Source organism: Tabrizicola sp. (assembly GCF_016792905.1).
GTDB lineage: Bacteria > Pseudomonadota > Alphaproteobacteria > Rhodobacterales > Rhodobacteraceae > Tabrizicola.
Genome location: NZ_JAEULP010000038.1, coordinates 22913 through 47197 on the forward strand (window position 1 = coordinate 22913; position 24285 = coordinate 47197).

The following is a 24285-nucleotide window of genomic DNA, read 5'->3' on the forward strand; positions in this document are numbered from 1 at the left end:
GGGCGGAGAGGCGAAGAGGTGGTCTTCAAACGTAGGGAACCGTTGGGCTGGGGCGCGTGGCTGCGCGAGCAGGTCTATCCGCGCTCGGGCTTCAAGCGGTCGATCCGCTATGTGGTCTACCGGATGCGCCGCCTGCCGGACCAGCCGCACCGGGTCGCGCGGGGGGTCTTCGCCGGCTCGCTGATCGGGTTCCTGCCGCTGCCAGGGTTGCAGTTCATTGCAGCCTGGGGCGCGGCAAGGCTGGCGCGGGGCAATGTGCTGGCGGCGCTTTTGGCGACCTTCAACACCAACCCGGTGACGACGCCCTTCTTCGCCGTACTGGCAATGACGCTGGGCCACTGGATCATGGGGATCGAGGCGCCGCTGAATGCCAAGTACATCGGCCATGCCTTCGGCGAGGCGGGCCATGACCTGTGGTTCAACTTCATGGCGATCTTCGGCCCGGAGAAGACGCAATGGGACGGGCTGATCCAGTTCTGGCACGAAATCTATGTGCCCTATTTCATCGGCGCGCTGGGTCCGGGACTGATCCTCAGCCTTGCGGCCTATTACATCACCATCCCGCTGGTCGAGGCGTACCAGAAGGCCCGCGCCGCGACGGCGCATGAGCGGGCGGAACGCCGCCGGAAGATGCGCGCAAAGCTGGCCGAGGCGGCAGCGAAGCTGAAGCTGCGCGGCGAAAAGGGCGAGGACTCGGATGACGACAGCCTCGGGTCGCCCTAGACTGGCGAAAAACGCGGGAAGGCCGGAATGAACCATCCACTGAAAAGGCCGGGCAAGCTTCGGCTCGGCGTCAACATCGACCATGTGGCGACGGTGCGGAACGCCCGCGGCTCTGCCTGGCCCGACCCGTTGCGCGCGGCGCTGCTGGCGGAAACGGCTGGCGCGGACGGGATCACCGCGCATCTGCGCGAAGATCGCCGCCACATCCGCGACGCCGACATCGAGGCGCTGATGGCCGCGCTGACGGTGCCGCTGAACTTCGAATGCGCGGCGACCGCCGAGATGCAGGCCATCGCCCTGCGCCACAAGCCGCATGCCATCTGCCTGGTGCCGGAAAAGCGCGAGGAGCGGACGACCGAGGGCGGGCTGGACGTGGCGTCCGACCAGAAACGCCTGGCCGACTACATCACCCCCCTGCGCGAGGCTGGCTGCCGGGTCAGCATGTTCATCAGCCACGACCCCCGGCAGATCGAAGCGAGCGCGAAGATCGGGGCAGCGGTGGTCGAGCTGCACACCGGCCTCTACTCCGAGCTTCTGGCCGACGGTCACGCCGCGCTTGCCGAGCGCGAGCTGGCTGCCCTGCAAGCCGGGGCGGAACTGGCCGCAAGCCTTGGGCTGGAGGTCCATGCCGGACACGGCCTGACCTACGACAATGTCGAACCCATCGCCGCGATCCCGGAACTGGCCGAATTGAACATTGGCCATTTCCTGATCGGCGAGGCGATCTTCCGGGGGCTGGAACCGGCCATCGAGGAAATGCGCCGGCGAATGGACCTGGCGCGTGATCGCTAGGATCCTGCGGAGGCCCGCCGAAAATCGGGCGAGACCAGATCGGACCACAACATTGTTGACGCCTCCGAAACGGCATGTAGGACTTTCCCTTACGGGAACATCCCTCCCGTTTGGTGGAGTTTCAGATGAAAAACAGAAGCTTGCTTATCATTCTCGGCATCATCACGGTGGTCGCAGGGTTCTTCGCAATTCTGAATCCTGTAGCTGGATCGATTGCAGTGACGCTCTTGACCGGCTGGCTTTTCCTGCTGATCGGCATCCTCCAGATCGTCGCCGTCTTCCAGGAAACCGACTGGAGCCACCGGCTATGGTCGTTGCTGCTGGCGGTGCTGGCCATCCTGGCCGGGATCAGTCTCCTGGCAAATCCGCTGGCCGGCATGATCAGCCTGACCTATCTTCTGGCGATCCTGTTCGTGGTGTCGGGTGTCTTCAAGATCATTGCGTCGCTGTCCATGGATTCCGGCAACTGGAAATGGATGGTGCTTCTGTCTGGCGTCCTGTCGCTGGGGCTGGGCGTCCTGATTTTCGCCAACTTCGCCGAGGCGGCGCTGACAACGCTGGGGCTTCTGCTGGGACTTCAGCTTATCTCGGACGGGGCATCCATGTTGGGTCTGGCGTTGGCCGCCCGGAAGATCGAAAGGGCCTGAGCCCGCTCCCTACTCCGAAACCGGGCCGCGCGCAGCGGCCCGGCCTTGTCCGGGAGACGGCGAAATGATCCTGGGCATCGGCAGCGACCTGTGCAACATCGAGCGGATCGAGGCGACGCTTGCGCGCCACGGCGAGCGGTTCAAGAACCGCGTCTACACCGAAATCGAACAGCGCAAGGCCGAAAGCCGGGCGCGGGCGGTTGCGGCGACCTATGCCAAGCGCTGGGCGGCGAAGGAGGCTTGCTCCAAGGCGCTGGGCACCGGCCTGCGGATGGGGATCAGCTGGAAGGACATGGCGGTCACGAACCTGCGGTCGGGCCAGCCGGTGATGCATGTGACAGGCTGGGCGGCGGAACGACTGCGCGCGATGACGCCTGCGGGGCACGAGGCGGTGATCCATGTCACGCTGACCGACGACCATCCCTGGGCACAGGCCTTCGTGGTGATCGAGGCCCGCCCGCTGGCGCCCGGCGCGCCGCCCCACGCTTGACTCCCCCCACCCCCGCGCGCATGTAGCGGCAAAACCGCACGAGGCAGGACCAGCATGGCAAGCAGTGACAAGGGCGATGGCGGCATCGTCGAGACGATCAAGACGGTCTTCTGGGCGCTGGTGATCGCGATCGGCTTCCGCTCGGTCTTCTTCCAGCCGTTCTGGATCCCCTCGGAATCGATGAAGGACACGCTCCTGATCGGCGACTTCCTGTTCGTCAACAAGATGGCCTACGGCTATTCGCGCTATTCCTGCGAGATCCCCTTCACCACGATCAGCCTCTGCCCGTTCAAGGACCGTTTCCTGGGGTCCGAGCCGGAGCGGGGGGACGTCGTGGTGTTCCGGCATCCGACCGCGGGGACGGACTACATCAAGCGGCTGATCGGCCTGCCCGGTGACAAGATCCAGATGAAGGAAGGCATTCTCTACATCAATGGCGTCGAGGCGCCGCAGGTTGCCGATGGGGTCTTCGAAGAGGTCTACGAACCGCAGGGCCCGATGCGGAACCGCCCGCGCTGCGAGAATGGCGCGGTGGGCGATGGCGGCATCTGCACGAAAAGCCGCTTCATCGAGACGCTGCCCGAGGGCCGCAAGCACCATGTGCTGAACATCGACGCGGCGGGTCCGGGGGACACGACCGATGTCTTCACCGTGCCGGAGGGCCATTACTTCGTGATGGGCGACAACCGCGACAACTCGACCGACAGCCGGTTCCCGCAATCGGTGGGCGGGGTGGGCTACCTGCCCGCGGAATACCTGATCGGCCGGGCCGACCGGATCATCTTCTCCTCGGCGGGCCGCAGCCTGTTCTACTTCTGGACCTGGCGGGCGGACCGCTTCTTCAAGGCCATCGAGTGAGTGCGATAGAGTGAGGCTTTCGGCGGACCTCCTGGCCTTTCAGGGCCGGCTGGGACACCAGTTCCGCAAGCCCGAGCTGCTGGTGCGCGCGGTGACGCATGCCTCGATCGGAACAGTGACGCGGCCCGACAACCAGCGGCTGGAGTTCCTGGGCGACCGGGTGCTGGGGCTTGTCATGGCCGAGGCCTTGCTGGCTGCGGATGCGGGGGCAAGCGAGGGGCAACTGGCCCCCCGCTTCAACGCGCTGGTGCGCAAGGAAACCTGCGCCGACGTGGCGCGCGAGGTGGGTCTGGGCGAGGTGCTGAAGCTTGGCCGCAGCGAGATGCTGACCGGCGGGCGGCGGAAAGAGGCGCTCCTGGGCGACGCGATGGAGGCGGTGATCGCCGCCGTCCATCAGGACGCGGGTTTCGAGGCGGCACGGGCGCTGGTCCTGCGGCTCTGGGCCGGGCGGATCGCGACGGTGGAGCCGGACGCGCGGGATGCCAAGACCTCGCTTCAGGAATGGGCGCAGGCGAGGGGGATGCCGCCGCCGGGCTATGAGGAGGCGGGCCGGTCGGGCCCCGATCACGCGCCGGTCTTCACCGTGCGGGTCACGCTGGCAACCGGCGCGGCGGCCGAGGCTTCGGCAGGGTCGAAACGGGTGGCGGAACAGGCGGCGGCGCGTATGCTTCTGGAACGGATGGAGGCGGGGAATGACTGACACGCGCGCCGGATTTGTTGCCCTGATCGGTGAGCCGAATGCCGGCAAGTCGACGCTGCTGAACCGGATGGTGGGGGCGAAGGTTTCCATCGTCACCCACAAGGTGCAGACGACGCGGACGCGGATCCGGGGGGTCTGCATGGAGGGGCAGGCGCAGATCGTCTTTGTCGACACGCCGGGCATCTTCCGGCCCCGGCGGCGGCTGGACCGCAGCATGGTCAAGGCGGCCTGGGGCGGGGCATCGGATGCGGACATCATCGTCCTTCTGATCGAGGCGCAGCGCGGGCTGACCGAGGGGGCGCTGGCAATCATCGACCGGCTGAAGGACGAGATGCCGAAGGGCCAGCCGGTGGCCCTTGCCATCAACAAGATCGACCGGGTGAAGGCCGAGACGCTGCTGGCGCTGGCGGAAGAGGCGAACGCGGCCTTTCCGTTCGCGAAGACCTTCATGATCAGCGCCGACAAGGGCTATGGCGTGGCGGACCTGCGGGAATGGCTTGCCGCCGAGCTGCCCGAGGGGCCGTGGTTCTACCCCGAGGACCAGATCGCGGACCTGCCGATGCGGATGATCGCGGCGGAAATGACGCGCGAGAAGCTGACCCTGCGCCTGCATGAGGAACTGCCCTACCAGCTGACGGTCGAGACCGAGAAATGGGAGGACAAGTCCGACGGCACCACCCGGATCGACCAGATCGTCTATGTCGCACGGGACGGGCACAAGGGGATCGTCCTTGGCAACCGAGGCGAGACGATCAAGGCCATCGGCCAGGCGGCGCGGGCAGATATCTCCGAGTTCCTGGGGCGCACGGTGCACCTTTTCCTGCAGGTGAAGGTCAGGCCGAACTGGCTGGAAGAGGCCGAGCGCTATTCCGAGATGGGGCTGGATTTCAAGGACGGCGATGCCTGAGGGGGCCAAAGGTCTTCGAAGACTTTTGCAAATTCCTTCGAAGGAATTTGGCCCTTGCGGACAGGTACGGACATGAGCCCTCGGCTGGCAAGCGGGGTCTGGGTTTCGGCCTATCTGACCCGGCTGCGGCTGGCCGACATCCCGGCCTATGTCACCGCGAAGGGCGACGCCGAGGCGGGGGCGGTCGTGGTGAAGGTGGCGCTGCTGGACGGCACCGCGCGGGCCTGGGAGCGGCGGTCGGACCTGATGACCGGGGCCCGGGCCTGGATCTTGCTGGCCGAGGGGCCGGAGGCGGAGGTCGATGTGCTTCTGGCCCGGACCCGCAGTCGAGACCCGGACCTCTGGGTGATCGAACTGGAGGACCGGCAGGGGCGGACGCTTCTGGACGAGGAGGGTCTGCGGGACTGAGGCGTGAGCCCCCACCCCAAGCCCCGCCCCACGAGGGGGAGGGGAGGTGCCTTGCCTATCCCTTGCACCCGGCAGGCGCGCATCGGATAGTCCGCCGATGGACTGGCGCGACGAAGGTATCCTGTTGTCCATGCGCCCGCATGGCGAGACCTCGGCGATCATCGAGGTGATGACGGCGGCGCATGGCCGACACGCGGGCGTGGTGCGGGGCGGGGCGTCGCGGAAGCTGGCGGCGACCTTGCAGCCCGGCACGGGCGTGGCGCTGGAGTGGCGCGCGCGGCTCGACGACCATATCGGCAGCTTCACGGTCGAGCCGCGGACATCCCGGGCGCACCTCCTGTCGGACCGGCTGGCGCTGGCGGGGCTGATGTCGGCCTGCGCGCTCTTGCACGCGGCCCTGCCGGAACGCGAGCCGCATCCGGCCCTGTGGCTGCGGACGCTGGCCCTCATGGACGCGCTGGGGCAGGAGGGCTGGCCTGCGACCTACCTCCGCTGGGAGCTATGCCTGCTGGAGGAGATCGGCTTCGGGCTGGACCTGAGCGCCTGCGCCGTCACCGGGGCGACCGAGGGACTGGCCTATGTCAGCCCGAAATCGGGCCGCGCGGTGACAGCGCAGGCGGCCGGGGACTGGGCAGACCGGCTGCTGCCCCTGCCCGAGGGGCTGGACAGCGAAGGGCCGCTTCCGCCCGAGGCCGTCCTGTCGGGGCTGCGGCTGGCCGGCTTCTTCCTGGATCGGGGCTTGCGTCCGGTGCTGCACGACCGGCCCCTGCCCGAGGCGCGGTCACGACTGGTCGACCTCCTGGGGCGACCGACCCGAAACGACTGATGATGTCGCCTCTGTGACAGACGGAACCTGGGGGCCGCCGTCCAAGTGGCGGCATGGTCAACCGTTACATCCCGCTGGCGCTGCGGCACAGTCCGACCCCGCGCATCGAGCATTTCGCCCTTCTCGCCGGACTGGAGGCCGCCGTGCGCGGCACGCTGATCTCGGCGATGCCGCTGGCGGTCTATGCGGCACTTGGCACGGCGCAGGGCACCTCGCTGGTCTATTTCATGGCCGGGATCGTCGCGCTGTCCTGGGGGCTGATGGTGCCCTGGGCCACGCGGTTCGTTCCGCGCCGCTGGGCCTATACCGGCGGCTGCCTGCTCTATGTCCTGGGCATGGCGCTGGCCATCCTGGGAACCGCCTGGTCGGTGCCGCTGGCGCTGGTCTGCAACGCGATGGCGACGGCCACGACCTTCGTCTGCTTCAACGCCTATGTGCTGGACTATGTCGACCGCGCGAACCTGGGGCGGAGCCAGTCGACGCAGATGGTCTATGCCGCCACCCCCTGGGCCGTCGGACCGTTGACCGGGGTCTGGCTGCACGACCACTGGGCGCCGGCGCCGTTCCTTCTGGCCGGGGCCTTTGCGCTGACGCTGCTGACGGCGTTCTGGATCCTGCGGCTGGGGAATGGCAAGCAGATCCAGCGGGCGAAGCGCCCGGCCGTCAACCCGCTGGGCTATCTGGGCCGCTTCTTCCGCCAGCCCCGGCTGATCGCGGGCTGGATGTTCGCGGTGATGCGGTCCTGCGGCTGGTGGGTCTATGTCGTCTACCTGCCGATCTTCTGCATCGAAGCGGGCCTGGGCGACAAGGTTGGCGGCATTGCCTTGTCCATTTCGAACGCGCTTCTCTTTGCCGCGCCCGCGCTGAACCGCCTGGCGCGCAGGTTGTCGGTGCGCCGGTCGGTGCGCGCGGCGTTTGGCATTTGCGGGCTGTGCTTCGTGGCGGCCGGGCTCTTGTCTGTGCTGCCCTGGGCCACCGTGGCGATGTGCATGGCGGCCTCGATCTTCCTGGTCACGCTGGACGTGGTTGGCGGCCTGCCCTTCCTGATGTCGGTCAAGCCGTCGGAGCGGACCGAGATGTCGGCGGTCTATTCCAGCTTCCGTGACGTCTCGGGCATCCTGACGCCGGGCGCGGCCTGGCTGGTGCTGTTCTTCGCGCCGCTGCCCGGCATTTTCGTCGCGGCCGGGATCGGGTTGCTGGCGGCCTGGGCCGTGGCGGGGCAACTGCATCCGCGGCTGGGCGCCCAACGCCCGTCGCGTGGCGGGGTCCCCGCCTAGGCCCAGATCCTGCCGTGCTTGACCAGCCAGTCGGCCGAGGCGAGGAGCGCGGCCTTGGGGGCGATGAACTCCATCCCCATCTCCTTGACCGCGCGGGCGTTCGAGACGCGTTCCAGATGGCCGAGCTTGGGCAGAAGGGTCCTGACCGCCGGATCGAAGAGCGCGATCGCGCGCACGAGGATCTTCGGCGCCTCATGCGTGGCGATGCGGCGGGTCGGATAGGCGGCTTTCAGGGTGCGGCCCATGTCGACCATCGCCATCGACCCTGACGCAGCGATGTAGCGGCGCCCTTCGGTCTCGGGCCTTTGCAGCGCGCGCAGGTGCATCTCGGCCACGTCGCGGACATCGACCACCGGAAGGCCGGTCGGTGGCAGCATCGGGTCGCGGCCCTTGAGGATGCGTTCGACCAGCGCCAGCGAGGTGCCGTAGTGCTCGTCGAGCGGCGGACCGAAGACGAGGCCGGGGTTGATCGTGGTCAGCCGCAGGCCGCGCGCCTTGGCGATCTCCCAGGCGGCGCGTTCGGCCAGGGTCTTCGACTTGGCGTAGGGAGTGGTGGTGGGCAGGTGGATGTCGCACCAGTCGGCCTCGTCCTGCAGGGTGTCGGGCTTTGCCTCGTTCAGGACGGCGACGGTGGAGGAAGTGAGGACCACCCGCGTCACCCCGGCGACGGCGGCAGCCTTCAGCACGCGCTCGGTGCCCTCGACCGCCGGGCGGATCACGGTGGCCGCATCCTTCGGCTGGGCGCCGGGGAAGGGCGAGGCGGTGTGGACCAGCGCGGTGATGCCCTGCAAGGCATCGGCCCAGCCCGCGTCGGATTCGAGGTCGGCCTGGACGAAGGTCAGTTCGCCTGCGTGCTCGGTCAGGTAGGGGGCAAGGGCGGCACGGACCTCATCGGACCGGTCCATTCGGCGCAGCGTGCCGCGTACCGTGTAGCCTGCGTTCAGAAGTTTCAGGGCGACATGCTTCGCGATGAACCCGGAAACGCCGGTCAGCAGCACCAATTCCATGCCCGCCCCCTGAAATGCTTTTGTCCAAGCATTAGGGGCATGGGGGCGCAAATCAAGCGGTCACTCCAAGAGGCGGCGGGCGATCACCTGTGCCTGGATTTCGGCGGCGCCCTCGAAGATGTTCAGGATGCGCGCATCGCAGAGGATGCGGCTGATCCGGTATTCCAGCGCGAAGCCGTTGCCGCCGTGGATTTGCAGGGCGTTGTCGGCGCTTGCCCAGGCGACGCGGGCGCCGAGGAGCTTGGCCATCCCTGCCTCAAGGTCGCAGCGCTTGTCGTGATCCTTCTGCCAGGCGGAGAAATAGGTCAGCTGGCGGGCGATCATGATCTCGACCGCCATCATGGCAAGCTTGCCCTCGATGCGGGGGAAGTCGACCAGAGGCTTGCCGAACTGCTTGCGGTCAAGCGCGTATTGCATGCCGGTTTCCAGAGCCGATTGCGCCACGCCGATGGCACGGGCGCCGGTCTGGATGCGCGCGCTTTCGAAGGTCTGCATCAGCTGCTTGAAGCCCTGTCCCTCCACCCCGCCGAGGAGGTTTTCGCCCTTCACGGCGAAATCGTCGAAGTTGACGGTGTATTCCTTCATGCCGCGATAGCCGAGGACCTCGATCTCGCCGCCCGACAGCCCTTGGTCGACGAAGGGGGTCTCATCCGTGCCGGGGGTCTTTTCGGCCAGGAACATGGAAAGGCCGCGATAGTCGCCGGTGCCCTCGACCGACCGCGCCAGAACCGTCATCACATGTGTCCGCGCGGCATGGGTGATCCAGGTCTTGTTACCGGTGATCACCCAGTCCTCGCCCTGCCTGCGCGCGCGGGTGCGGAGCGAGCCGAGGTCGGAACCGGTGTTCGGTTCGGTGAAGACGGCAGTCGGCAGGATCGCTCCGCTCGCGAGGCCGGGCAGCCACTTTGCCTTCTGCTCGTCGGTGCCGCCGCAGAGGATCAGTTCCGCGGCGATCTCGGAGCGGGTGCCGAGCGAACCGACGCCGATGTAGCCGCGCGACAGTTCCTCGCTGACCACCACCATCGAGGCTTTCGACAGGCCGAACCCGCCGTATGCCTCGGGAATGGTCAGGCCGAAGACGCCCATTTCGGCAAGTTCGGTGATCACCTCCATCGGGATCAGTTCGTCCTTCAGGTGCCAGTCATGCGCCTGGGGGATGACCTTTTCATCGGCATAGCGGCGGAACTGGTCGCGGATCATCTCCAGCTCTTCGTCGAGGCCGGTGGCGCCAAAGGTCGCCCGCCCATGGTTGTCGCGCATGAGCGCAACCAGCGCCGAACGCGCGGTGGGGGTGTTGCCCGCTGCCATCAGCCGTGCCGCAGCCTCGCCGGGGGTCCAGCCAAGGCCAAGGTCCCACAGCCGCGCGAACTCGGTCTGGCTCATCGGGATGCCGCCCGCGATCTGGTTCAGGTATTCGCCGAACCCGATCTGCAGTATCAGGGCTTCCATCTGGCCGAACTGCCCAGCCTGCGCCAGCCGCCCGGCCCAGGCGTTCAGCTGGCGCAGCGCCTCGACATAGGTGGCGAGCCAGGACAGGGAATGCGCCTGGAACTGCCGTGCCTCAAGTCCCTGGTTCGACACCTTGCCGCCGGTCGAGACCTGCGCCTTCAGCCCGTCCCGGGCTTGCACGAACAGCGCCTCGACCTCGGGCAGGGCGGCGGCGGTCAGGGCCTGAAGATCAGGAAGGATCGGGGTGTCGGTCATGACCTGTCCATCATGCGGCATGGGGTTGCTCCGGCAAGATTCTGCACCTGCGAAGACCTAGCGCCTTCGCGGTTGCAGCGCAACAAGATTTCAATCACGGTGCCGGATTAGACTTAAAGTGTCGCGATAGGTTCAGGAGATCGCGCCGCAGGCGTTCACGATTTCGGGCAGGGCAGCGGCGGGGACGACCTCGAACTCGGCAGCATAAAGCTGCGTTTCGCCTTCCCAGGCCTCGAAGCGCCAGGGGCCGGGGATCAACTCGTCGTCGCGGTCGAAGCGGAAGAAGGCGAACTGCTCGCCGGTGTCGCTGAAGCTCGACTCCCAGGTTTCCGGCGTGGAGGAGCCGGGGCGGTAGACCCGCATCTCGCCTTCAGCGAAGACCCCCGGCAGCATCTGCGACTTGACCCCGAAGGCAAGGCCGATGGCCGCGGGAACGACCTGTCGGTCGGGCCAGTGAAAGTCGATCATGCCATCGGGCACATGGATCCAGCCCGACCGGGTGCCGGGCGCCGGGCGCTGGTCCATCGCCTGCAACGCGCAGAAGACGCCGACCTTCAGCGTGGCGACCAATGGGCCCGGGGCAGGCGGGGCAGGGTCCGCCAGCGCCGGGCCACCCGCCAGCGCGAAGATCAGGGCCAGTCTGCGCATCACCTGCCGCATTCGATTTCTGCCAGTCCGTGCTTCCACTTGCACAGGGATTGCGCCACAAGGGTTCGGAAAGGGCAAGTCATGTTCGATCTGGTCTCTGGCGGGCTTTCGGGGCAGGCGTTTGCAGCAGCGCTGGCGGTGACGCTGTTCGCGGGTTTCGTGAAGGGTGCGGTGGGCTTTGCCATGCCGATGATCCTGGTCTCGGCCTTCGCGATCTTCCTGCCGCAGCACCTTGCGCTGGCCGGGCTGATCCTGCCGACGCTTGTCACCAACCTGTCGCAGGCGTTTCGGCAGGGGGTCGGACCGGCGCGCGAGACCACCGTCACCTATCGCCGCTTCCTGATTGCGACGGTCATCTGCATCGCGATTTCCGCCCCCTTCGCCGATGCGATCCCGCGCATGGTCTACCTGCTGATGCTGGGCCTGCCGATCACGATCTTTGCCGGGCTGCAACTGATGGGGAAAAGCCTGGCGATCCACCTCGACCACCGCGACCGGGCGGAATGGGGGCTGGGGGTGATCGGGGGCCTCTATGGCGGGGTGTCCGGCATCTGGGGACCGCCGCTTCTGGTGTTTCTGCTGTCCACCGGAGCGGACAAGCTCACGATGATCCGGGCGCAGGGGGTGGTGTTCCTGATCGGCGCCGCGACACTTCTGCTGGCGCACCTGACCACCGGGCTACTGAATGCGCAGACGCTGGGGTTTTCCGCTGCGCTGTGCCTGCCCGCGCTGGCGGGGCTATACGCGGGCTATGTGGTGCAGGACCGGCTGGACCAGGCCCGCTTCCGCCGCTGGACGCAGGGGCTTCTGGTGGTGACGGGGCTTAACATGGTGCGGCTGGCGCTGACCTGATCGCCCCTCAATGACTTCCTTTCCTCGCCGGACGCACCGACGAGGAGATGTAGTCGAGCGACGAGGTCAGCCGATGGCCGCCGCCTTCACGTCGGCGTCGATGAACGGCACATACTGGGCGAAGTTCTTCTGGAACATGCCGACCAGCCTTGCCGCCTGCGCGTCATAACCCGCAGCATCGGCCCAGGTGCAGCGCGGGTCGAGGAGGGCGGCATCGACGCCCGGGACTTCCACCGGGACCTCGAAGCCGAAGTTCGGGTCCTTGCGGAACTTTGCGGTGCCGAGCGAACCGTCGAGCGCCGCCGCCAGCAGGGCGCGCGTCGCCTTGATCGGCATCCGCCGCCCCGTGCCATAGGCGCCGCCGGTCCAGCCGGTGTTCACCAGCCAGCAGGACGCGCCGTGCTTGGCGATCTTGGCTTGCAGAAGCTTGCCGTAGACCTCCGGGCGGCGCGGCATGAAGGGGGCGCCGAAGCAGGTGGAGAAGGTGGGCTGCGGTTCGGTGACGCCGCGCTCGGTGCCTGCCGCCTTCGAGGTGAAGCCGGACAGGAAGTGGTACATCGCCTGCGCAGGCGAGAGGCGTGCGATGGGGGGCAGCACGCCGAAGGCATCGCAGGTCAGCATCACCACATGGCGGGGATGGCCGCCGAGGCCAGTGGCGCTGGCGTTCGAAATGGCTTCGAGCGGATAGGCGCAGCGGGTGTTTTCGGTGAGGCTCCGGTTCGAAAAGTCAAGTTCCAGCGTGTCGGGGTCGTAGACCATGTTCTCGACCACGGTGCCGAAGCGATGGGTGGTCGCGTAGATTTCCGGCTCGGCCTCGGGGCTTAGGTCGATGGTCTTGGCGTAGCAGCCGCCCTCGAAGTTGAAGATGCCGCGGTCGGACCAGCCGTGTTCGTCATCGCCGATCAGCGTGCGGTCGGGCGAGGCGGAGAGCGTGGTCTTGCCGGTGCCCGAAAGCCCGAAGAAGACGGCGGCGTCGACCGGGTTGCCGACGGCATGGTTGGCCGAGCAGTGCATCGCCATCACGCCCTTGGCAGGCAGGAGGTAGTTGAGGACGGTAAAGACGGCCTTCTTGTTTTCCCCGGCATAGGCGGTGTTGGCGATCAGCACGGTCTTCTCGTCGAAGTTCAGGACGATCGCCGTGTCCGTCCGGCAACCGTGCCGGGCCGGGTCGGCCTTGAAACTCGGGCAGTTGATCACCGTCCATTCCGGGGTGAAGCTGTCCAGTTCGGCCCGCGCCGGACGACGCAGGAGGTGGCGGATGAAAAGCCCGTGCCAGGCGAGTTCCGTCACCACCCGCACGTCCAGCCGGTGGATCGGGTCGGCCCCGGCGTAAAGGTCCTGCACGAAAAGCTCGCGGCCCTTCACATGCTCCAGCATGTCGGCTTTCAGCCTGGCATAGGCGTCCGGGGTCATCGGGGCGTTGTTGTCCCACCAGACGGTGTCTTCCGTAGCGACAGTGCGGACCACGAACTTGTCCTTGGGCGAGCGCCCGGTGAACTTGCCGGTTTCGCACAGGAAGGCGCCGCCCAGACCCAGGCGACCCTCGCCCCGCTGGACCGCTGCCTCGACCAGCGCGGACTCGGCATAGTTGTAGTGGGCGACCGCCACACCCGTGATGCCTTGGCTGTCCAGCGTCTGATTGGGGTTCACGCGTCCTTGGATCATCCTGCAAGCTCCTGCTGCCACATGGGGATGCGGCGGTTCCAAAAGATCGGCACCCGGGCCAATGAATGCCGTGACAAGCCCTTGTGGGGGCCGGCCATAATGGGCCTATAGCATGGGATTTTTACACGGGAATAGCGTGATTTCAAACAGTTAGCGCAATCATTCCGGCGTTAGCGCCACCAGCCACCGGCAATGCCCGGAAGTGGTCCGGATTGTTTGCCGGATTGGCGAAATTGCCACCCTTCCGCTCCTTGTTTCGGGGGTGATTCGAATTTCTGTTGCGTAAGCGCGGTCAACGACTGAAAATGACCGCAAAACAATAAGGCAGCAGCAGTTCTTAGGGAGGCACGCAGATGTCCCGCATCGCGCTGGTCGACGATGACAGGAATATCCTGACCTCGGTCGCCATGACGCTTGAAGCCGAGGGCTTCGAGGTCGAAACCTACAACGACGGCCAGTCCGCCTTCGAGGCGTTCAGCCGCCGGATGCCGGACATGGCGGTCCTCGACATCAAGATGCCGCGGATGGACGGCATGGACCTGTTGCAGCGCATGCGGCAGAAGACCTCGATCCCGGTGATCTTCCTGACCTCGAAGGACGACGAGATCGACGAGGTGCTGGGCCTGCGGATGGGGGCGGACGACTACGTCAAGAAGCCTTTCAGCCAGCGCCTGCTGGTCGAACGCATCCGCGCGCTTCTGCGTCGGCAGGAGGCGATCAACACCGGCGAGGCGGCGGCCACCGAAGAAACCCGGATGATGGAGCGCGGCGCCCTGCGGATGGACCCGCTGCGCCATTCCGTGACCTGGAAGGGCAAGGAAGTCGCGCTGACCGTGACCGAATTCCTGCTGTTGCAGGCCCTGGCCCAGCGGCCCGGCTTCGTGAAGAGCAGGGACCAACTGATGGACGTGGCCTATGACGACCAGGTCTATGTCGACGACCGGACCATCGACAGCCACATCAAACGCCTGCGCAAGAAGATGCGGTCGGTCGATGACACATTTTCGGCCATCGAGACGTTGTATGGTATCGGCTATCGCTACAACGAAGAGTGACGGCCCACCTAGATGTCCTCCGCGCCCCGGATCTCCTCCAACGACCTGAAACCGAAGCGGTCAGGCGACGTTCTTCTTGGCGAGGACTGGGTTTCCCCTGACGCCACCGTCGAACGCCTGAAGGAAGGCCGGGCAGGACGCAGCATCGTCGGACTGAACCGTTCGCCGCTGGCGCGGAAGATCATCGTCTTCAACCTGATGGCGCTGGTCCTGCTCGCGGTTGGCGTCCTGTTCATGAACCCGTTCCGCGACAGCCTGGCGCTGCAGCGGCAACTGGGCATGGTCCGGCAGGCGGAACTGATCGCCTCGGTCTACGAGGCGCACCTGCGCACCGGCAATACCGGATTCGACTTCCGCATTCCCTTGCAGGACATCGAACTTGACCCGGTGCTGGAGGTCTTTGTCTTCGATCCGACGGGGCAACTTCTGGCCTCGCGCGTCGGGCAGGGGACGGGGACGCTTGTCACCAACCCGGACCAGCCCACGATCCTGACCGATTTTCTTGAGGGCGTCTGGAATGTCGTGACGGTGTTCTTCCGGCAGGGCCAGGCCGACCGCACCGAAACCATCGACCCGGCCGACAACGCGCGTGCCGCCTTCGAGGGCGCGCGCGGCGGCGATGTGGTGACGCGCGTCACCCGGAACGGCGAAGGCAGCATCTATTTCACCGTCGCCACTCCGATCACGGTTGCGGGCGATCTGGTAGGCGTGGTCGCGATCACTTCGGATTCGCAGGAGATAGACCGGCTTGTCCGCTATGAGCGCGAACAGATCCTGCAGATGTTCCTTCTGGCCGTGGTCCTGTCGATCAGCCTCAGCCTGATGCTGGCCTCGACGATTTCCAACCCGCTGTCCGACCTTGCCGCCGCCGCCGAGGTGGGTCGCGACCGCGACTCGCGCCGGGTGGCCCCAAGTCGGGTCCGCATCCCCGACCTTGCGGCGCGGCCGGACGAGATCGGGCGGTTGTCCGTTGCCATGCGGGGCATGGTCTCGGCGCTGTATGACCGGATCGACGCCAACGAACAGTTTGCCGCCGACGTGGCGCATGAGATCAAGAACCCGCTGGCCAGCCTGCGCTCGGCCGTCGGTTCGTTGCGCTTCGTGAAGAAGGACGAACATCGCGACAAGCTTCTGGACGTGATCGAACACGACGTGCGCCGCCTGGACCGGCTGGTCAGTGACATCTCGAACGCCTCGCGGCTGGACAGCGAACTGGTGAAGGAAGAGGAGGAGGAGTTCAACCTTCTCAAGACCCTGTCGAACCTTTGCCAGTACCTGTCGCAGCAGGCGGGCGAGAAGGGGGTGGATTTCATCATCGACCTGCCGTCCGACGCGATCAGCATCCACGGGCTTGAGGCGCGGCTGGCGCAGGTTTTCGTGAACCTCGTCACCAACGCGATTTCCTTCTGCGACGATGGCGATGCGGTGCGGGTCTGGGCGCGGCGGCGCGAGAACCGGGTGCTGATCGTGGTGGAGGATACCGGCCCGGGCATCCCGGAACAGGCGCTGACCAAGGTGTTCAAGCGCTTCTATTCCGAACGCCCGCAATCTGAGTTTGGCAAGCATTCCGGTCTGGGTCTCGCCATCTCCAAGCAGATCGTCGAGGCGCATGGCGGGGTGATCTGGGCCGAGAACATCCGCCCCACGGCCGCCGACCCGACCTCTGATCCCTTGGGCGCACGCTTCGTCGTCGGCCTGCCGGTGTGACCGCGGCAAGCGAGATCCTGCATGCGAGCTGTGTCGCGGTCGAGGGTCGGGGGATTCTGGTGCTGGGGCCGTCCGGGGCGGGGAAATCCGCGCTCGCCATCCGCCTGATCGCACTGGGCGCCGGGTTGGTGTCGGACGACCGCACGCTGGTCGTTGCAGAGGCGGGTCAATTGACCGCGACCTGTCCCAATCCGGCGATGCAGGGGCTGATCGAGGCGCGCGGCCTTGGCATCCTGCGCGCTCCGGTGGTGGACCGGGTGGCCCTGGCCCTTGCCGTCGACCTGTCGCAACGCGAGCCCGACCGCTTGCCACCCTTCCGCACGGTCACAATCCTGGGAATTCCGCTTCCCCTTGTGCTGCACCCGCAGAATGACCATTTTCCCGACGCGCTGATGCTCTATCTTCGGCACGGACGACAGGCATGACTGCGCCATATCACGATGACCGCTGAGACAACCCACGACCACCGCCTTGTCTTCGTCACCGGCCCCTCGGGCGCCGGGCGGACGACCGCGATCCGCGTGCTGGAGGATCTGGGCTACGAAGGCATCGACAACATCCCGCTGACGCTGGTGCCCCGCCTGGTCGAAGGTGCCCCGCTGGGCCGCCCCATTGCTCTCGGCCTCGACGTCCGCAACCGCGATTTCAACGCAACCGCGCTGATCGAGCTGATCGACAGCCTGACCCGCGACCCGCGCGTCGACCTGGAGGTCCTGTACCTTGACTGCGCGCCGGGCGTGCTGATCCAGCGCTATTCCGAAACCCGCCGTCGGCACCCGCTGGCCCCGAACGAGACGCCCGCGCAAGGCATCGAGCGCGAGATCGACCTCCTGGCCCCGATCCGTGTTCGCGCCGACCACCTGATCGACACCACCGAGCTGACGCAGCACGACCTGAAGGCCGAACTGGCGGCGATCTTCGATATCACCCCTTCGGGGCGGCTGTCCGTCTCCGTCCAGTCCTTCAGCTACAAGCGCGGCACTCCGCGCGGGGTGGACATGATCTTCGACTGCCGGTTCCTGGCGAATCCCCACTGGCAGCCCGCGCTCCGCGCGCTCGATGGCCGCGATCCGGCGGTGGAGGCCTTTGTCCGCGCCGACCCGCGCTTCGACGAATTCTTCCGCCGGGTGAGTGAGCTTCTGATCTTTCTCCTTCCGGCCCATCTGGAGGAGGGCAAGGCCCATCTTGCCATCGGGTTTGGTTGCACCGGAGGGCAACACAGGTCGGTTGCCATGGCGGAAATGGTCGGGAAGGCGCTTGCAGAGGCAGGCTGGCCGGTGTCAAAACGTCACCGGGAACTGGAACGCAAGGCTGCAACGCAGCAGCCGGACGCAACGAAGGTGGCAGGCGCTTGATCGGTATCGTGATCGTGGCACATGGCGGTCTGGCGCGGGAATACCTCTCGGCGGTGGAACATGTGGTCGGGCGACAGGACGGGGTCCGCGCGATTTCCATCGAGGATGACCACGACCGTTCCGCCAAGCAGGCCGAGATTTGCGCCGCGGCCGATGCCGTCGACACCGGGCAGGGGGTGGTGCTGGTGACGGACATGTTCGGCGGTTCCCCGTCGAACCTCTCGCTGCCCGCCTGCGCCACCTCTGGCCGCCGCATCCTCTATGGCGCGAACCTGCCGATGTTGATCAAGCTTGCCAAGTCGCGCGATCTTGCCGTACCCGAAGCGGTGGCGGCCGCGCTGGATGCCGGGCGCAAGTACATCAACAGCCTCGATCTGGGAGGTGGGGCGTGAGGGACGAGATGACCAGCCGAACCCTGCGCATCGTCAACGAAAAGGGCCTGCATGCCCGCGCCTCTGCCAAGTTCGTCGAGGTAGTCGAGGCGCATGAGGCCCGCGCCACCGTCGCCCGCGACGGGATGGAGGTTTCGGGCGATTCGATCATGGGTCTTCTGATGCTCGGCGCCTCGCGGGGGACGGTGATTGACGTGACGTGCAGCGGCGACGAAGCGGAGAAACTCGCCGATGCGCTGGAGGCCCTTGTTGCGGCCCGGTTCGGAGAGGATTATTGAGGCGGATGCCCTGACTCGATCCGGGCACCTGCCGGGGATAGCAGCTTAGTGACAGACCACAGCCAGATTGCCACCGAGGTGCCGTCGCCTGCGGCAGGTCCGGCTGAGCGTCAGTATGACATGCGGCGGCTCAGCTATGCGGGCACCTTCAAGAACCCATGGAAGGCCGGCACGATCCGCGCCATCGAATGGCTGACCGCCAAGCTGCGGCTTCTGAGCCTGATCCGCAGCTTCGAGAAATCCGGCGCCCCGCACGGCGCACCCTTCTGGCCCAAGGCGATCCGCCACATGGGCATCCGCATCGACACTCCGGCCGAGGAGATCGCCCGCATCCCGGCGACCGGCCCGCTGGTCGTGGTCTCGAACCACCCCTCGGGGCTGGTCGACGGCATGGTGCTGGCCGAGATGATCAACCGCGTCCGGTCCGACTTCCGCATCCTCACCCGGTCGCTCCTGACCGGGATCCCCGAGGTTGAGGAGTTCATGATCCCCGTGCCCTTCCCGCATGAGGACAACGCCCGCGAGCTTGGGTTGCAGATGCGGGAGGAAACGCTCGCGCATCTGAAGGCCGGGGGGGTGATCATCCTGTTCCCGGCAGGCAAGGTCGCGATGTCCGAAGGCTGGTGGGGCCCGGCGGTGGAGGGCGAGTGGAACGTCTTCACCCACAAGATCGTCAAGTCCACCGGGGCGACGATCCTGCCGATCTTCTTCCCCGGCCAGAACAGCCGGATGTTCCAGATCGCCAACCAGGTGTCGGATACCGTGCGGCAAGGCTTGCTGCTTTATGAGATCAAGCGCTGCCTCTTCAAGCCGACCCGGCCCGTGATCGGTGAGCCGATCCCGGCGGAGGAGCTGAAGAAGTGGGAGGGGAACCCGCGCGGGTTCCTGGCCTGGCTGCGGGAGCATACGCTGGGGTTGAAGAACCAGGCGTAGGGTGGGGACAAACCCACCACCTGCCCTGTCCGTTCCGGGTCGGACGGTGGGTTTCACCCACCCTACGCTGTGGCTAGCGCCTCTTCATACGCGTATCGCGGGTCCGGCTAGATCATAAAGCTGTGCGGTGTCGGTGCGATAAACTGTCCCACCGCAGTTCGGACAAATCTGCAAGCTAACCGAAGGCAATGGGTTGTCGCCATTTGCTAATATGCCAGACTTTGTTTCAGAAACCGCGAATGCGCCTTCGAGCAACCAACCGCCCCAGCCGCAAGCTTCTTGGTCAACGGTGCAAACCGCATAGGTTATGACCGCGTAGTCAGGTGGTATGACTTTGGCAATGGTGACGTCTTGAAGTTGGTTCCGTTCTTCTTCTGTGAGCACTCTAGCCCTCGACGCCTTACTGAACTCTCTGCAAGCCCCAGCCTCATGCTTACCGCGTCGGAACCGGCACTTCCCCCCGGTAATCATAGAACCCCCGCTGCGTCTTCCGCCCCAGCCACCCGGCCTCGACATACTTGGTCAGCAAGGGACAAGGCCGGTACTTGGTATCCGCCAGGCCCTCGTGCAGCACGTTCATGATCGCAAGGCAGGTGTCCAGCCCGATGAAATCGGCCAGTTCCAGCGGCCCCATCGGGTGATTGGCGCCCAGTTTCAGCGACTCGTCGATCGACTTCACCGAGCCGACGCCCTCGTACAGCGTATAGACCGCCTCGTTGATCATCGGCATCAGGATGCGGTTGACGATGAAGGCCGGGAAATCCTCGGCGCTGGCGGCGGTCTTGCCAAGCTTTCGCACGACCTCATGCAGCGCGTTCCAGGTGGCCTCATCCGTCGCGATGCCCCGGATCAGTTCGACCAGCTGCATCACCGGCACGGGGTTCATGAAGTGGAAGCCCATGAACTTTTCCGGCCGGTCGGTGCGGGACGCGAGCCGGGTGATGGAAATCGACGAGGTGTTCGAGGTCAGGATGGTCGAGGGCTTCAGGTGCGGCAGCAGGTCTTCGAAGATCGCCTGCTTCACCGTCTCGCGTTCCGTGGCGGCCTCGATGATCAGGTCGCACTGGCCAAGGTCGGCGAGTTTCAGCGTGGTCTTGATGCGTTCCAAAGCAGCGCGCTTGTCGGCGGGCAGCACTTTCCCGCGCGAGACCTGGCGTTCGATGTTCTTCTCGATGGTGGCAAGCGCCTTCGCCAGACCCTCTTCCGAGATGTCGTTCAGAAGCACATCATAGCCCGCCAGCGAAAAGACATGGGCGATGCCGTTGCCCATCTGCCCGGCACCCACAATGCCCACCAGCTTGATCGTCATCGCCCGCACCCTCCATCTGTCGTTCCCGGTTATGCCCGCCCCGTTCCGCGCGCGCAAGGCGGAGGGGAAATGCATAGAGCTTTAGCCAACCGCCCGATTTTAGCCATTCGGCAACCACTCTGGCCCAGGGTTTGCCTTGGGTAGACTGCAATCGGGTGTGTGATGTTGATGCTGGATGCGGGCGCGGGGGCGCCTGACTATTTCCCATGCCGCTATGGCGCGTCGAAGGCGGTGTTCCGCGGGCCGTGGCGCGATCTGACGGCGCCTTACGTCGCCATGCTCGGCGGCTCGGCCACCTTCGGCAAATATGTCGATCGGCCCTTTCCGGCGCTGGTGGAACAGGCGCTGGGGCATCCGGTCGCCAATCTGGCGGGCCTGAACGCGGGGCCGGATTTCTACCTGTCCGATCCGGCCACGCTGGACATCGCTGCCGGGGGCCGGGCCGTGGTGGTGCAGGTGACAGGGGCCGAGGCGCTGTCGAACCCCTGGTACACTGTCCACAGCCGCCGGAACGACCGCTTTCTAGCCGCAACGCCCGCCTTGCGCGCCCTGTTCCCGCAGGTGGATTGCACCGACATCCACTTCACCCGGCATCTGTTGCAGGTGCTGGAACGCAGCGATGCCGGGGCATTCGGCCAAGTGGTGCAGGGGCTGAAACAGAACTGGCTGGCGAAGATGCGGCAGTTGATGGCGGGGCTTCCGGCCCGGCGGGTGCTCCTGTGGCTGGCCGACACTCCCCCGCCGGAGCGGGCCGACAGCCTTGGTTCTGCGCCTCTCTTCATCGACTGCGCCATTCTGGACGCGCTGCGCCCCGAAGCCTCCGCCATCGTGCTGGCGATGCCCAGCCCGCAGGCCCGGACTTTGGCCCGGTTCGACATGACCTACCCCGAGACCGAGGCGACACAGGCCGCCTGCCTGCCGGGCGCGGCCGTCCATGCCGAGGTGGCGGATCGCCTGGCCCCGGTGCTGCGCGGTCTGATGTGAAAAGGGCCGCCCGAAGGCGGCCCCGATCCGTAGGGCGGGTGCCAACCCACCGCCTCAAAGTTTCGAGGTCAGCTCCGGCACGGCCTGGAACAGGTCGGCGACCAGGCCATAATCGGCAACCTGGAAGATCGGCGCCTCTTCGTCCTTGTTGATCGCGACGATGACTTTGCTGTCCTTCATCCCCGCAAGGTGCTGGATCGCGCCCGAGATGCCGACCGCGACATAGAGGTCCGGTGCCACGACCTTGCCGGTCTGGCCGACCTGCCAGTCGTTCGGCGCGTACCCTGAGTCCACCGCTGCACGGGACGCCCCGACGGCCGCGTTAAGCTTGTCCGCCAGCTTCTCGATCAGCGCGAAATCGGCCTGCGAGCCGACGCCCCGCCCGCCCGAGACAACGATCCCCGCCGAAGTCAGTTCCGGCCGGTCGGAGGAGGCGACCTTGTCCTCGACCCAGGCCGACAGGCTGCCATCGACCGAAGCCGAGACCTTCTCGACCGGGGCCGAACCGCCCTTGCCCGCCGCGTCGAAGGTCGCGGTGCGGATCGTCATCACCTTCTTTGCATCCGAGGATTTCACCGTCTGGATCGCGTTCCCGGCATAGATCGGCCGGTCGAAGGTCGATGCATCGATGACCGCCAGCACTTCCGAGATCACCATCACGTCAAGAAGGGCCGCCACGCGCGGCAGCACCGATTTCGACAAGGCACCCGAGGGGGCGACGATGTGATCGTAGTCACCCGCAAGCGACACCACCAGCGCGGCAGTGGGTTCAGTCATCCCGTGGCAATAGGCGTGGTCATCAGCGAAGAGCACCTTCGCAACGCCCTGCAGGGTCGCCGCTTCCGCCGCCGCCGCATCGCCGCCCTGACCCGCCACCAGCACCGTCACCGGGCCGAGAGATTTCACCGCGGTCAGGGTCTTTGCCACCTGGTCGGTCGCCAGTTTCCCGTCGACCACGTCCGCCAGAAGAAGAACGGCCATCAGAGCACCCCCGCTTCGTCTTTGAGTTTGGCAATCAGCTCGTCCACTGAGGCCACCCGGACCCCGGCCTTGCGGCCCGCCGGTTCCACCGTCTTGACCACCGTCAGGCGCGGCGCGACGTCCACGCCGTAATCCGCCGGGGTCTTGGTCGCCAGCGGCTTGGCCTTGGCCTTCATGATGTTCGGCAGGGAGGCATAGCGCGGCTCGTTCAGGCGCAGGTCGACGGTGATGATCGTCGGCATCTTGACGGTGATCGTCTGCAACCCGCCGTCCACTTCCCGCGTGACCTTGGCCTTGTCGCCCTCGATCGCCAGTTCCGAGGCGAAGGTGCCCTGCGACCAGCCCAGCAGCGCCGCCAGCATCTGGCCGGTCGCGTTCATGTCGTTGTCGATCGCCTGCTTGCCGCAGAGGACGAGGCCGGGCTGTTCTTCCTTCACCACCGCCGCCAGCAGTTTCGCCACGGCGAGCGGCTCGATGTCAGTGTGGACGTCCGCAGCCGCCTCGATCAGGATCGCCCGGTCGGCGCCCATCGCCAGCGCATTGCGCAGCGTCTCCTGCGCCTGCTTCACGCCGATGGAGACGACGACGACCTCGGTCGCCACGCCCTTCTCCTTCAGCCGGATCGCCTCTTCCACGGCGATCTCGTCGAAGGGGTTCATCGACATCTTGACGTTCGCCAGGTCAACCCCCGACCCGTCCGCCTTGACCCGGACCTTCACGTTGTAGTCGATTACCCGCTTGACGGGCACCAAGACCTTCATGGCCGCACTCCTTCGTTCGTGGCCCCAGAAGGGCCGCACAAGCTCCCGCCCGCCTGTTACCGGAAGGTGGGCCTCTGGAACAGAGCAAATGCGACAGGTTTGCGCGACGGGACGCCGCGTTTTGATCGTGTGCGCCGATCAGCGCTCAGCGCGTCAGGCCGGGAACCCAGAGCACGTCATCCTTGCCGTCGCTGTTGGCAATGCGGCCGGCGACGAAGAACCAGTCCGACAGCCGGTTCAGGTAGCGCACGGCATCGGGGTTCACGTCCTCCTCCGCCGCGAGTTCCACCACCAGCCTTTCGGCCCTTCGGCAGACGGTGCGGCAGAGGTGCAACTGCGCCGCCAGCACCGATCCGCCGGGCAGGATGAAGCTGCGCAAGGGTGCAAGCCGGTCGTTCATCGCGTCGATCTCGCGTTCCAGCCGCGTGACCTGGCCCTCGATCACCCGCAATGCCGGGTACTCGCGCGTCGCATCAAGCTGCCGGTCGGGGGTGCAGAGGTCGGCGCCCAGGTCGAACAGGTCGTTCGAGATGCGCTTCAGCGCCTCGGCCATCTCGCCCTCGGCATGAAGGCGGGCGAGGCCCACCGTCGCGTTGGTTTCATCCACCGTGCCATAGGCCGAAACCCGTGGCGAGTGCTTGGCGACCCGCGTGCCATTTCCCAGCGCGGTCTGCCCCGCATCGCCGGTCCGGGTGTAGATCTTCGACAGGACGACCATGGCTTACCCCCGCGACCGCAACCAGGCGAAGGTGACGATCAGCACCACCGCGACGAACTGCGCCCCGAGCCGCCAGCGCATGATCCGGTTCGCGTTGCGCCGGTTGAACTCGCCGCCCTTGGCAAAGGTGCCGATCCCGAACAAGAGGATCACCAGCACCACCAGACAGGCGATGGTCGCGAAGAGGAACAGCGGGTCGGATAACATCGGCAGTCTCCTTTGCCCCCTGATCTAGGCGCGCGCGGGCCAAAAGCGAAGTCAAATTTCTTCCGCAAGAAATTTGTCAAAAACCTACTGAAAATTCTTGC

At 66.2% G+C, this 24285-nt stretch carries 28 protein-coding genes; 19 read left to right on the forward strand and 9 right to left on the reverse strand.

Translation table 11 applies throughout. The annotated features are described in order from the left end of the window. Positions 1-42 precede the first annotated feature (42 nt). The 10 genes from JNL31_RS08820 (at position 43) to JNL31_RS08865 (ending at position 7628) form a co-directional block, all read left to right on the forward strand. Positions 43-723, forward strand: a complete 681-nt coding sequence (locus JNL31_RS08820) for a DUF2062 domain-containing protein (protein ID WP_294972425.1) — start codon at positions 43-45, stop codon at positions 721-723. A gap of 39 nt (positions 724-762) precedes the next feature. Next, positions 763-1515, forward strand: a complete 753-nt coding sequence (locus JNL31_RS08825) for a pyridoxine 5'-phosphate synthase (protein WP_294972496.1) — start codon at positions 763-765, stop codon at positions 1513-1515. Positions 1516-1640: 125 nt separating this feature from the next. Continuing rightward, positions 1641-2162: an HdeD family acid-resistance protein gene (locus JNL31_RS08830; protein WP_294972427.1), complete on the forward strand. Its 522-nt coding sequence runs from the start codon at positions 1641-1643 to the stop codon at positions 2160-2162. 64 nt (positions 2163-2226) lie between these two features. Continuing rightward, positions 2227-2652 carry a holo-ACP synthase gene (gene acpS, locus JNL31_RS08835; RefSeq protein WP_294972430.1) on the forward strand — a complete coding sequence of 142 codons (426 nt, stop codon included), beginning with the start codon at positions 2227-2229 and terminating at the stop codon, positions 2650-2652. A gap of 54 nt (positions 2653-2706) precedes the next feature. Further along, positions 2707-3510, forward strand: a complete 804-nt coding sequence (gene lepB, locus JNL31_RS08840; RefSeq protein ID WP_294972433.1) for a signal peptidase I — start codon at positions 2707-2709, stop codon at positions 3508-3510. Between the two features lie 10 nt (positions 3511-3520). Further along, positions 3521-4210 carry a ribonuclease III gene (gene rnc, locus JNL31_RS08845; protein WP_294972435.1) on the forward strand — a complete coding sequence of 230 codons (690 nt, stop codon included), beginning with the start codon at positions 3521-3523 and terminating at the stop codon, positions 4208-4210. After that, complete coding sequence (gene era / locus JNL31_RS08850; protein WP_294972437.1) at positions 4203-5117, forward strand: GTPase Era; 915 nt, start codon at positions 4203-4205, stop codon at positions 5115-5117. Before rnc ends, era begins: the two co-directional genes overlap by 8 nt. Positions 5118-5189: 72 nt before the next feature. Then, positions 5190-5525, forward strand: coding sequence for a DUF1491 family protein (locus tag JNL31_RS08855; protein ID WP_294972438.1), 336 nt, complete (start codon positions 5190-5192; stop codon positions 5523-5525). Between the two features lie 97 nt (positions 5526-5622). After that, positions 5623-6351 carry a DNA repair protein RecO gene (recO, locus tag JNL31_RS08860; RefSeq protein ID WP_294972440.1) on the forward strand — a complete coding sequence of 243 codons (729 nt, stop codon included), beginning with the start codon at positions 5623-5625 and terminating at the stop codon, positions 6349-6351. A 53-nt stretch (positions 6352-6404) separates the two neighbouring features. After that, positions 6405-7628 carry an MFS transporter gene (locus JNL31_RS08865; RefSeq protein WP_294972443.1) on the forward strand — a complete coding sequence of 408 codons (1224 nt, stop codon included), beginning with the start codon at positions 6405-6407 and terminating at the stop codon, positions 7626-7628. Here JNL31_RS08865 and JNL31_RS08870 read toward each other — a convergent pair. The 3 genes from JNL31_RS08870 to JNL31_RS08880 all read right to left on the reverse strand — a co-directional run bounded on the left by JNL31_RS08870 (position 7625) and on the right by JNL31_RS08880 (position 10987). Beyond that, a complete protein-coding gene (locus JNL31_RS08870; protein ID WP_294972445.1) occupies positions 7625-8635 on the reverse strand; it encodes an aldehyde reductase in 1011 nt (336 codons plus the stop codon). The two genes, JNL31_RS08865 and JNL31_RS08870, sit on opposite strands and share 4 nt — an antisense overlap. Positions 8636-8695: 60 nt before the next feature. Continuing rightward, the gene (locus JNL31_RS08875; protein ID WP_294972447.1) at positions 8696-10360 is read right to left on the reverse strand and encodes an acyl-CoA dehydrogenase family protein; all 1665 of its coding nucleotides are present in this window, start codon (positions 10358-10360) and stop codon (positions 8696-8698) included. A 111-nt stretch (positions 10361-10471) separates the two neighbouring features. Continuing rightward, positions 10472-10987 carry a DUF3859 domain-containing protein gene (locus JNL31_RS08880; RefSeq protein ID WP_294972449.1) on the reverse strand — a complete coding sequence of 172 codons (516 nt, stop codon included), beginning with the start codon at positions 10985-10987 and terminating at the stop codon, positions 10472-10474. A gap of 81 nt (positions 10988-11068) precedes the next feature. Here JNL31_RS08880 and JNL31_RS08885 point away from each other — a divergent pair, with 81 nt between their 5' ends. Beyond that, a complete protein-coding gene (locus JNL31_RS08885) occupies positions 11069-11839 on the forward strand; it encodes a sulfite exporter TauE/SafE family protein (RefSeq protein WP_294972450.1) in 771 nt (256 codons plus the stop codon). A gap of 66 nt (positions 11840-11905) precedes the next feature. On the opposite strand, the gene JNL31_RS08890 is transcribed toward JNL31_RS08885, so the two are convergent. After that, positions 11906-13504 (reverse strand): phosphoenolpyruvate carboxykinase, encoded by a 1599-nt coding sequence (locus tag JNL31_RS08890; RefSeq protein ID WP_294972453.1) that lies wholly within the window; start codon positions 13502-13504, stop codon positions 11906-11908. A gap of 353 nt (positions 13505-13857) precedes the next feature. On the opposite strand from JNL31_RS08890, the gene JNL31_RS08895 reads away from it, so the two are divergent. From JNL31_RS08895 to JNL31_RS08925, 7 genes are read left to right on the forward strand one after another with little or no spacing between them, the layout of a single operon-like run. Continuing rightward, positions 13858-14559: a response regulator transcription factor gene (locus JNL31_RS08895; RefSeq protein WP_137111551.1), complete on the forward strand. Its 702-nt coding sequence runs from the start codon at positions 13858-13860 to the stop codon at positions 14557-14559. 12 nt (positions 14560-14571) lie between these two features. Continuing rightward, complete coding sequence (locus JNL31_RS08900) at positions 14572-16266, forward strand: sensor histidine kinase (protein WP_294972456.1); 1695 nt, start codon at positions 14572-14574, stop codon at positions 16264-16266. Continuing rightward, on the forward strand, positions 16263-16691 hold the full coding sequence (locus JNL31_RS08905) for an HPr kinase/phosphorylase (protein WP_294972458.1): 429 nt from the start codon (positions 16263-16265) through the stop codon (positions 16689-16691). The genes JNL31_RS08900 and JNL31_RS08905 overlap by 4 nt, the downstream gene beginning before the upstream one ends. 15 nt (positions 16692-16706) lie before the next feature. Next, a complete protein-coding gene (gene rapZ / locus JNL31_RS08910) occupies positions 16707-17621 on the forward strand; it encodes an RNase adapter RapZ (RefSeq protein WP_294972461.1) in 915 nt (304 codons plus the stop codon). Beyond that, positions 17618-18013: a PTS fructose transporter subunit IIA gene (locus JNL31_RS08915; protein ID WP_294972464.1), complete on the forward strand. Its 396-nt coding sequence runs from the start codon at positions 17618-17620 to the stop codon at positions 18011-18013. Before rapZ ends, JNL31_RS08915 begins: the two co-directional genes overlap by 4 nt. An 8-nt stretch (positions 18014-18021) precedes the next feature. Then, the gene (locus JNL31_RS08920) at positions 18022-18291 is read left to right on the forward strand and encodes an HPr family phosphocarrier protein (protein ID WP_294972466.1); all 270 of its coding nucleotides are present in this window, start codon (positions 18022-18024) and stop codon (positions 18289-18291) included. A 48-nt stretch (positions 18292-18339) separates the two neighbouring features. Continuing rightward, positions 18340-19224 carry a lysophospholipid acyltransferase family protein gene (locus JNL31_RS08925; protein ID WP_294972467.1) on the forward strand — a complete coding sequence of 295 codons (885 nt, stop codon included), beginning with the start codon at positions 18340-18342 and terminating at the stop codon, positions 19222-19224. 433 nt (positions 19225-19657) lie between these two features. Here the strand turns inward: JNL31_RS08925 and JNL31_RS08930 are convergent, their stop codons facing one another. Further along, entirely contained in the window at positions 19658-20533 is an 876-nt protein-coding gene (locus JNL31_RS08930; RefSeq protein WP_294972469.1) for a 3-hydroxybutyryl-CoA dehydrogenase, read from the reverse strand. Positions 20534-20695: 162 nt separating this feature from the next. Between JNL31_RS08930 and JNL31_RS08935 the strand changes: the two genes are divergently transcribed. Continuing rightward, on the forward strand, positions 20696-21517 hold the full coding sequence (locus JNL31_RS08935; RefSeq protein WP_294972472.1) for a DUF6473 family protein: 822 nt from the start codon (positions 20696-20698) through the stop codon (positions 21515-21517). A gap of 54 nt (positions 21518-21571) precedes the next feature. On the opposite strand, the gene JNL31_RS08940 is transcribed toward JNL31_RS08935, so the two are convergent. The 4 genes from JNL31_RS08940 to JNL31_RS08955 form a co-directional block, all read right to left on the reverse strand. Continuing rightward, positions 21572-22498: an FAD-binding protein gene (locus tag JNL31_RS08940; RefSeq protein ID WP_294972475.1), complete on the reverse strand. Its 927-nt coding sequence runs from the start codon at positions 22496-22498 to the stop codon at positions 21572-21574. Beyond that, positions 22498-23259, reverse strand: coding sequence for an electron transfer flavoprotein subunit beta/FixA family protein (locus tag JNL31_RS08945; protein ID WP_294972477.1), 762 nt, complete (start codon positions 23257-23259; stop codon positions 22498-22500). The genes JNL31_RS08940 and JNL31_RS08945 overlap by 1 nt, the downstream gene beginning before the upstream one ends. A 145-nt stretch (positions 23260-23404) precedes the next feature. Then, the gene (locus tag JNL31_RS08950; RefSeq protein WP_294972479.1) at positions 23405-23977 is read right to left on the reverse strand and encodes a cob(I)yrinic acid a,c-diamide adenosyltransferase; all 573 of its coding nucleotides are present in this window, start codon (positions 23975-23977) and stop codon (positions 23405-23407) included. Between the two features lie 3 nt (positions 23978-23980). Further along, the gene (locus tag JNL31_RS08955) at positions 23981-24184 is read right to left on the reverse strand and encodes a twin transmembrane helix small protein (RefSeq protein WP_294972481.1); all 204 of its coding nucleotides are present in this window, start codon (positions 24182-24184) and stop codon (positions 23981-23983) included. Positions 24185-24285: the final 101 nt, after the last annotated feature.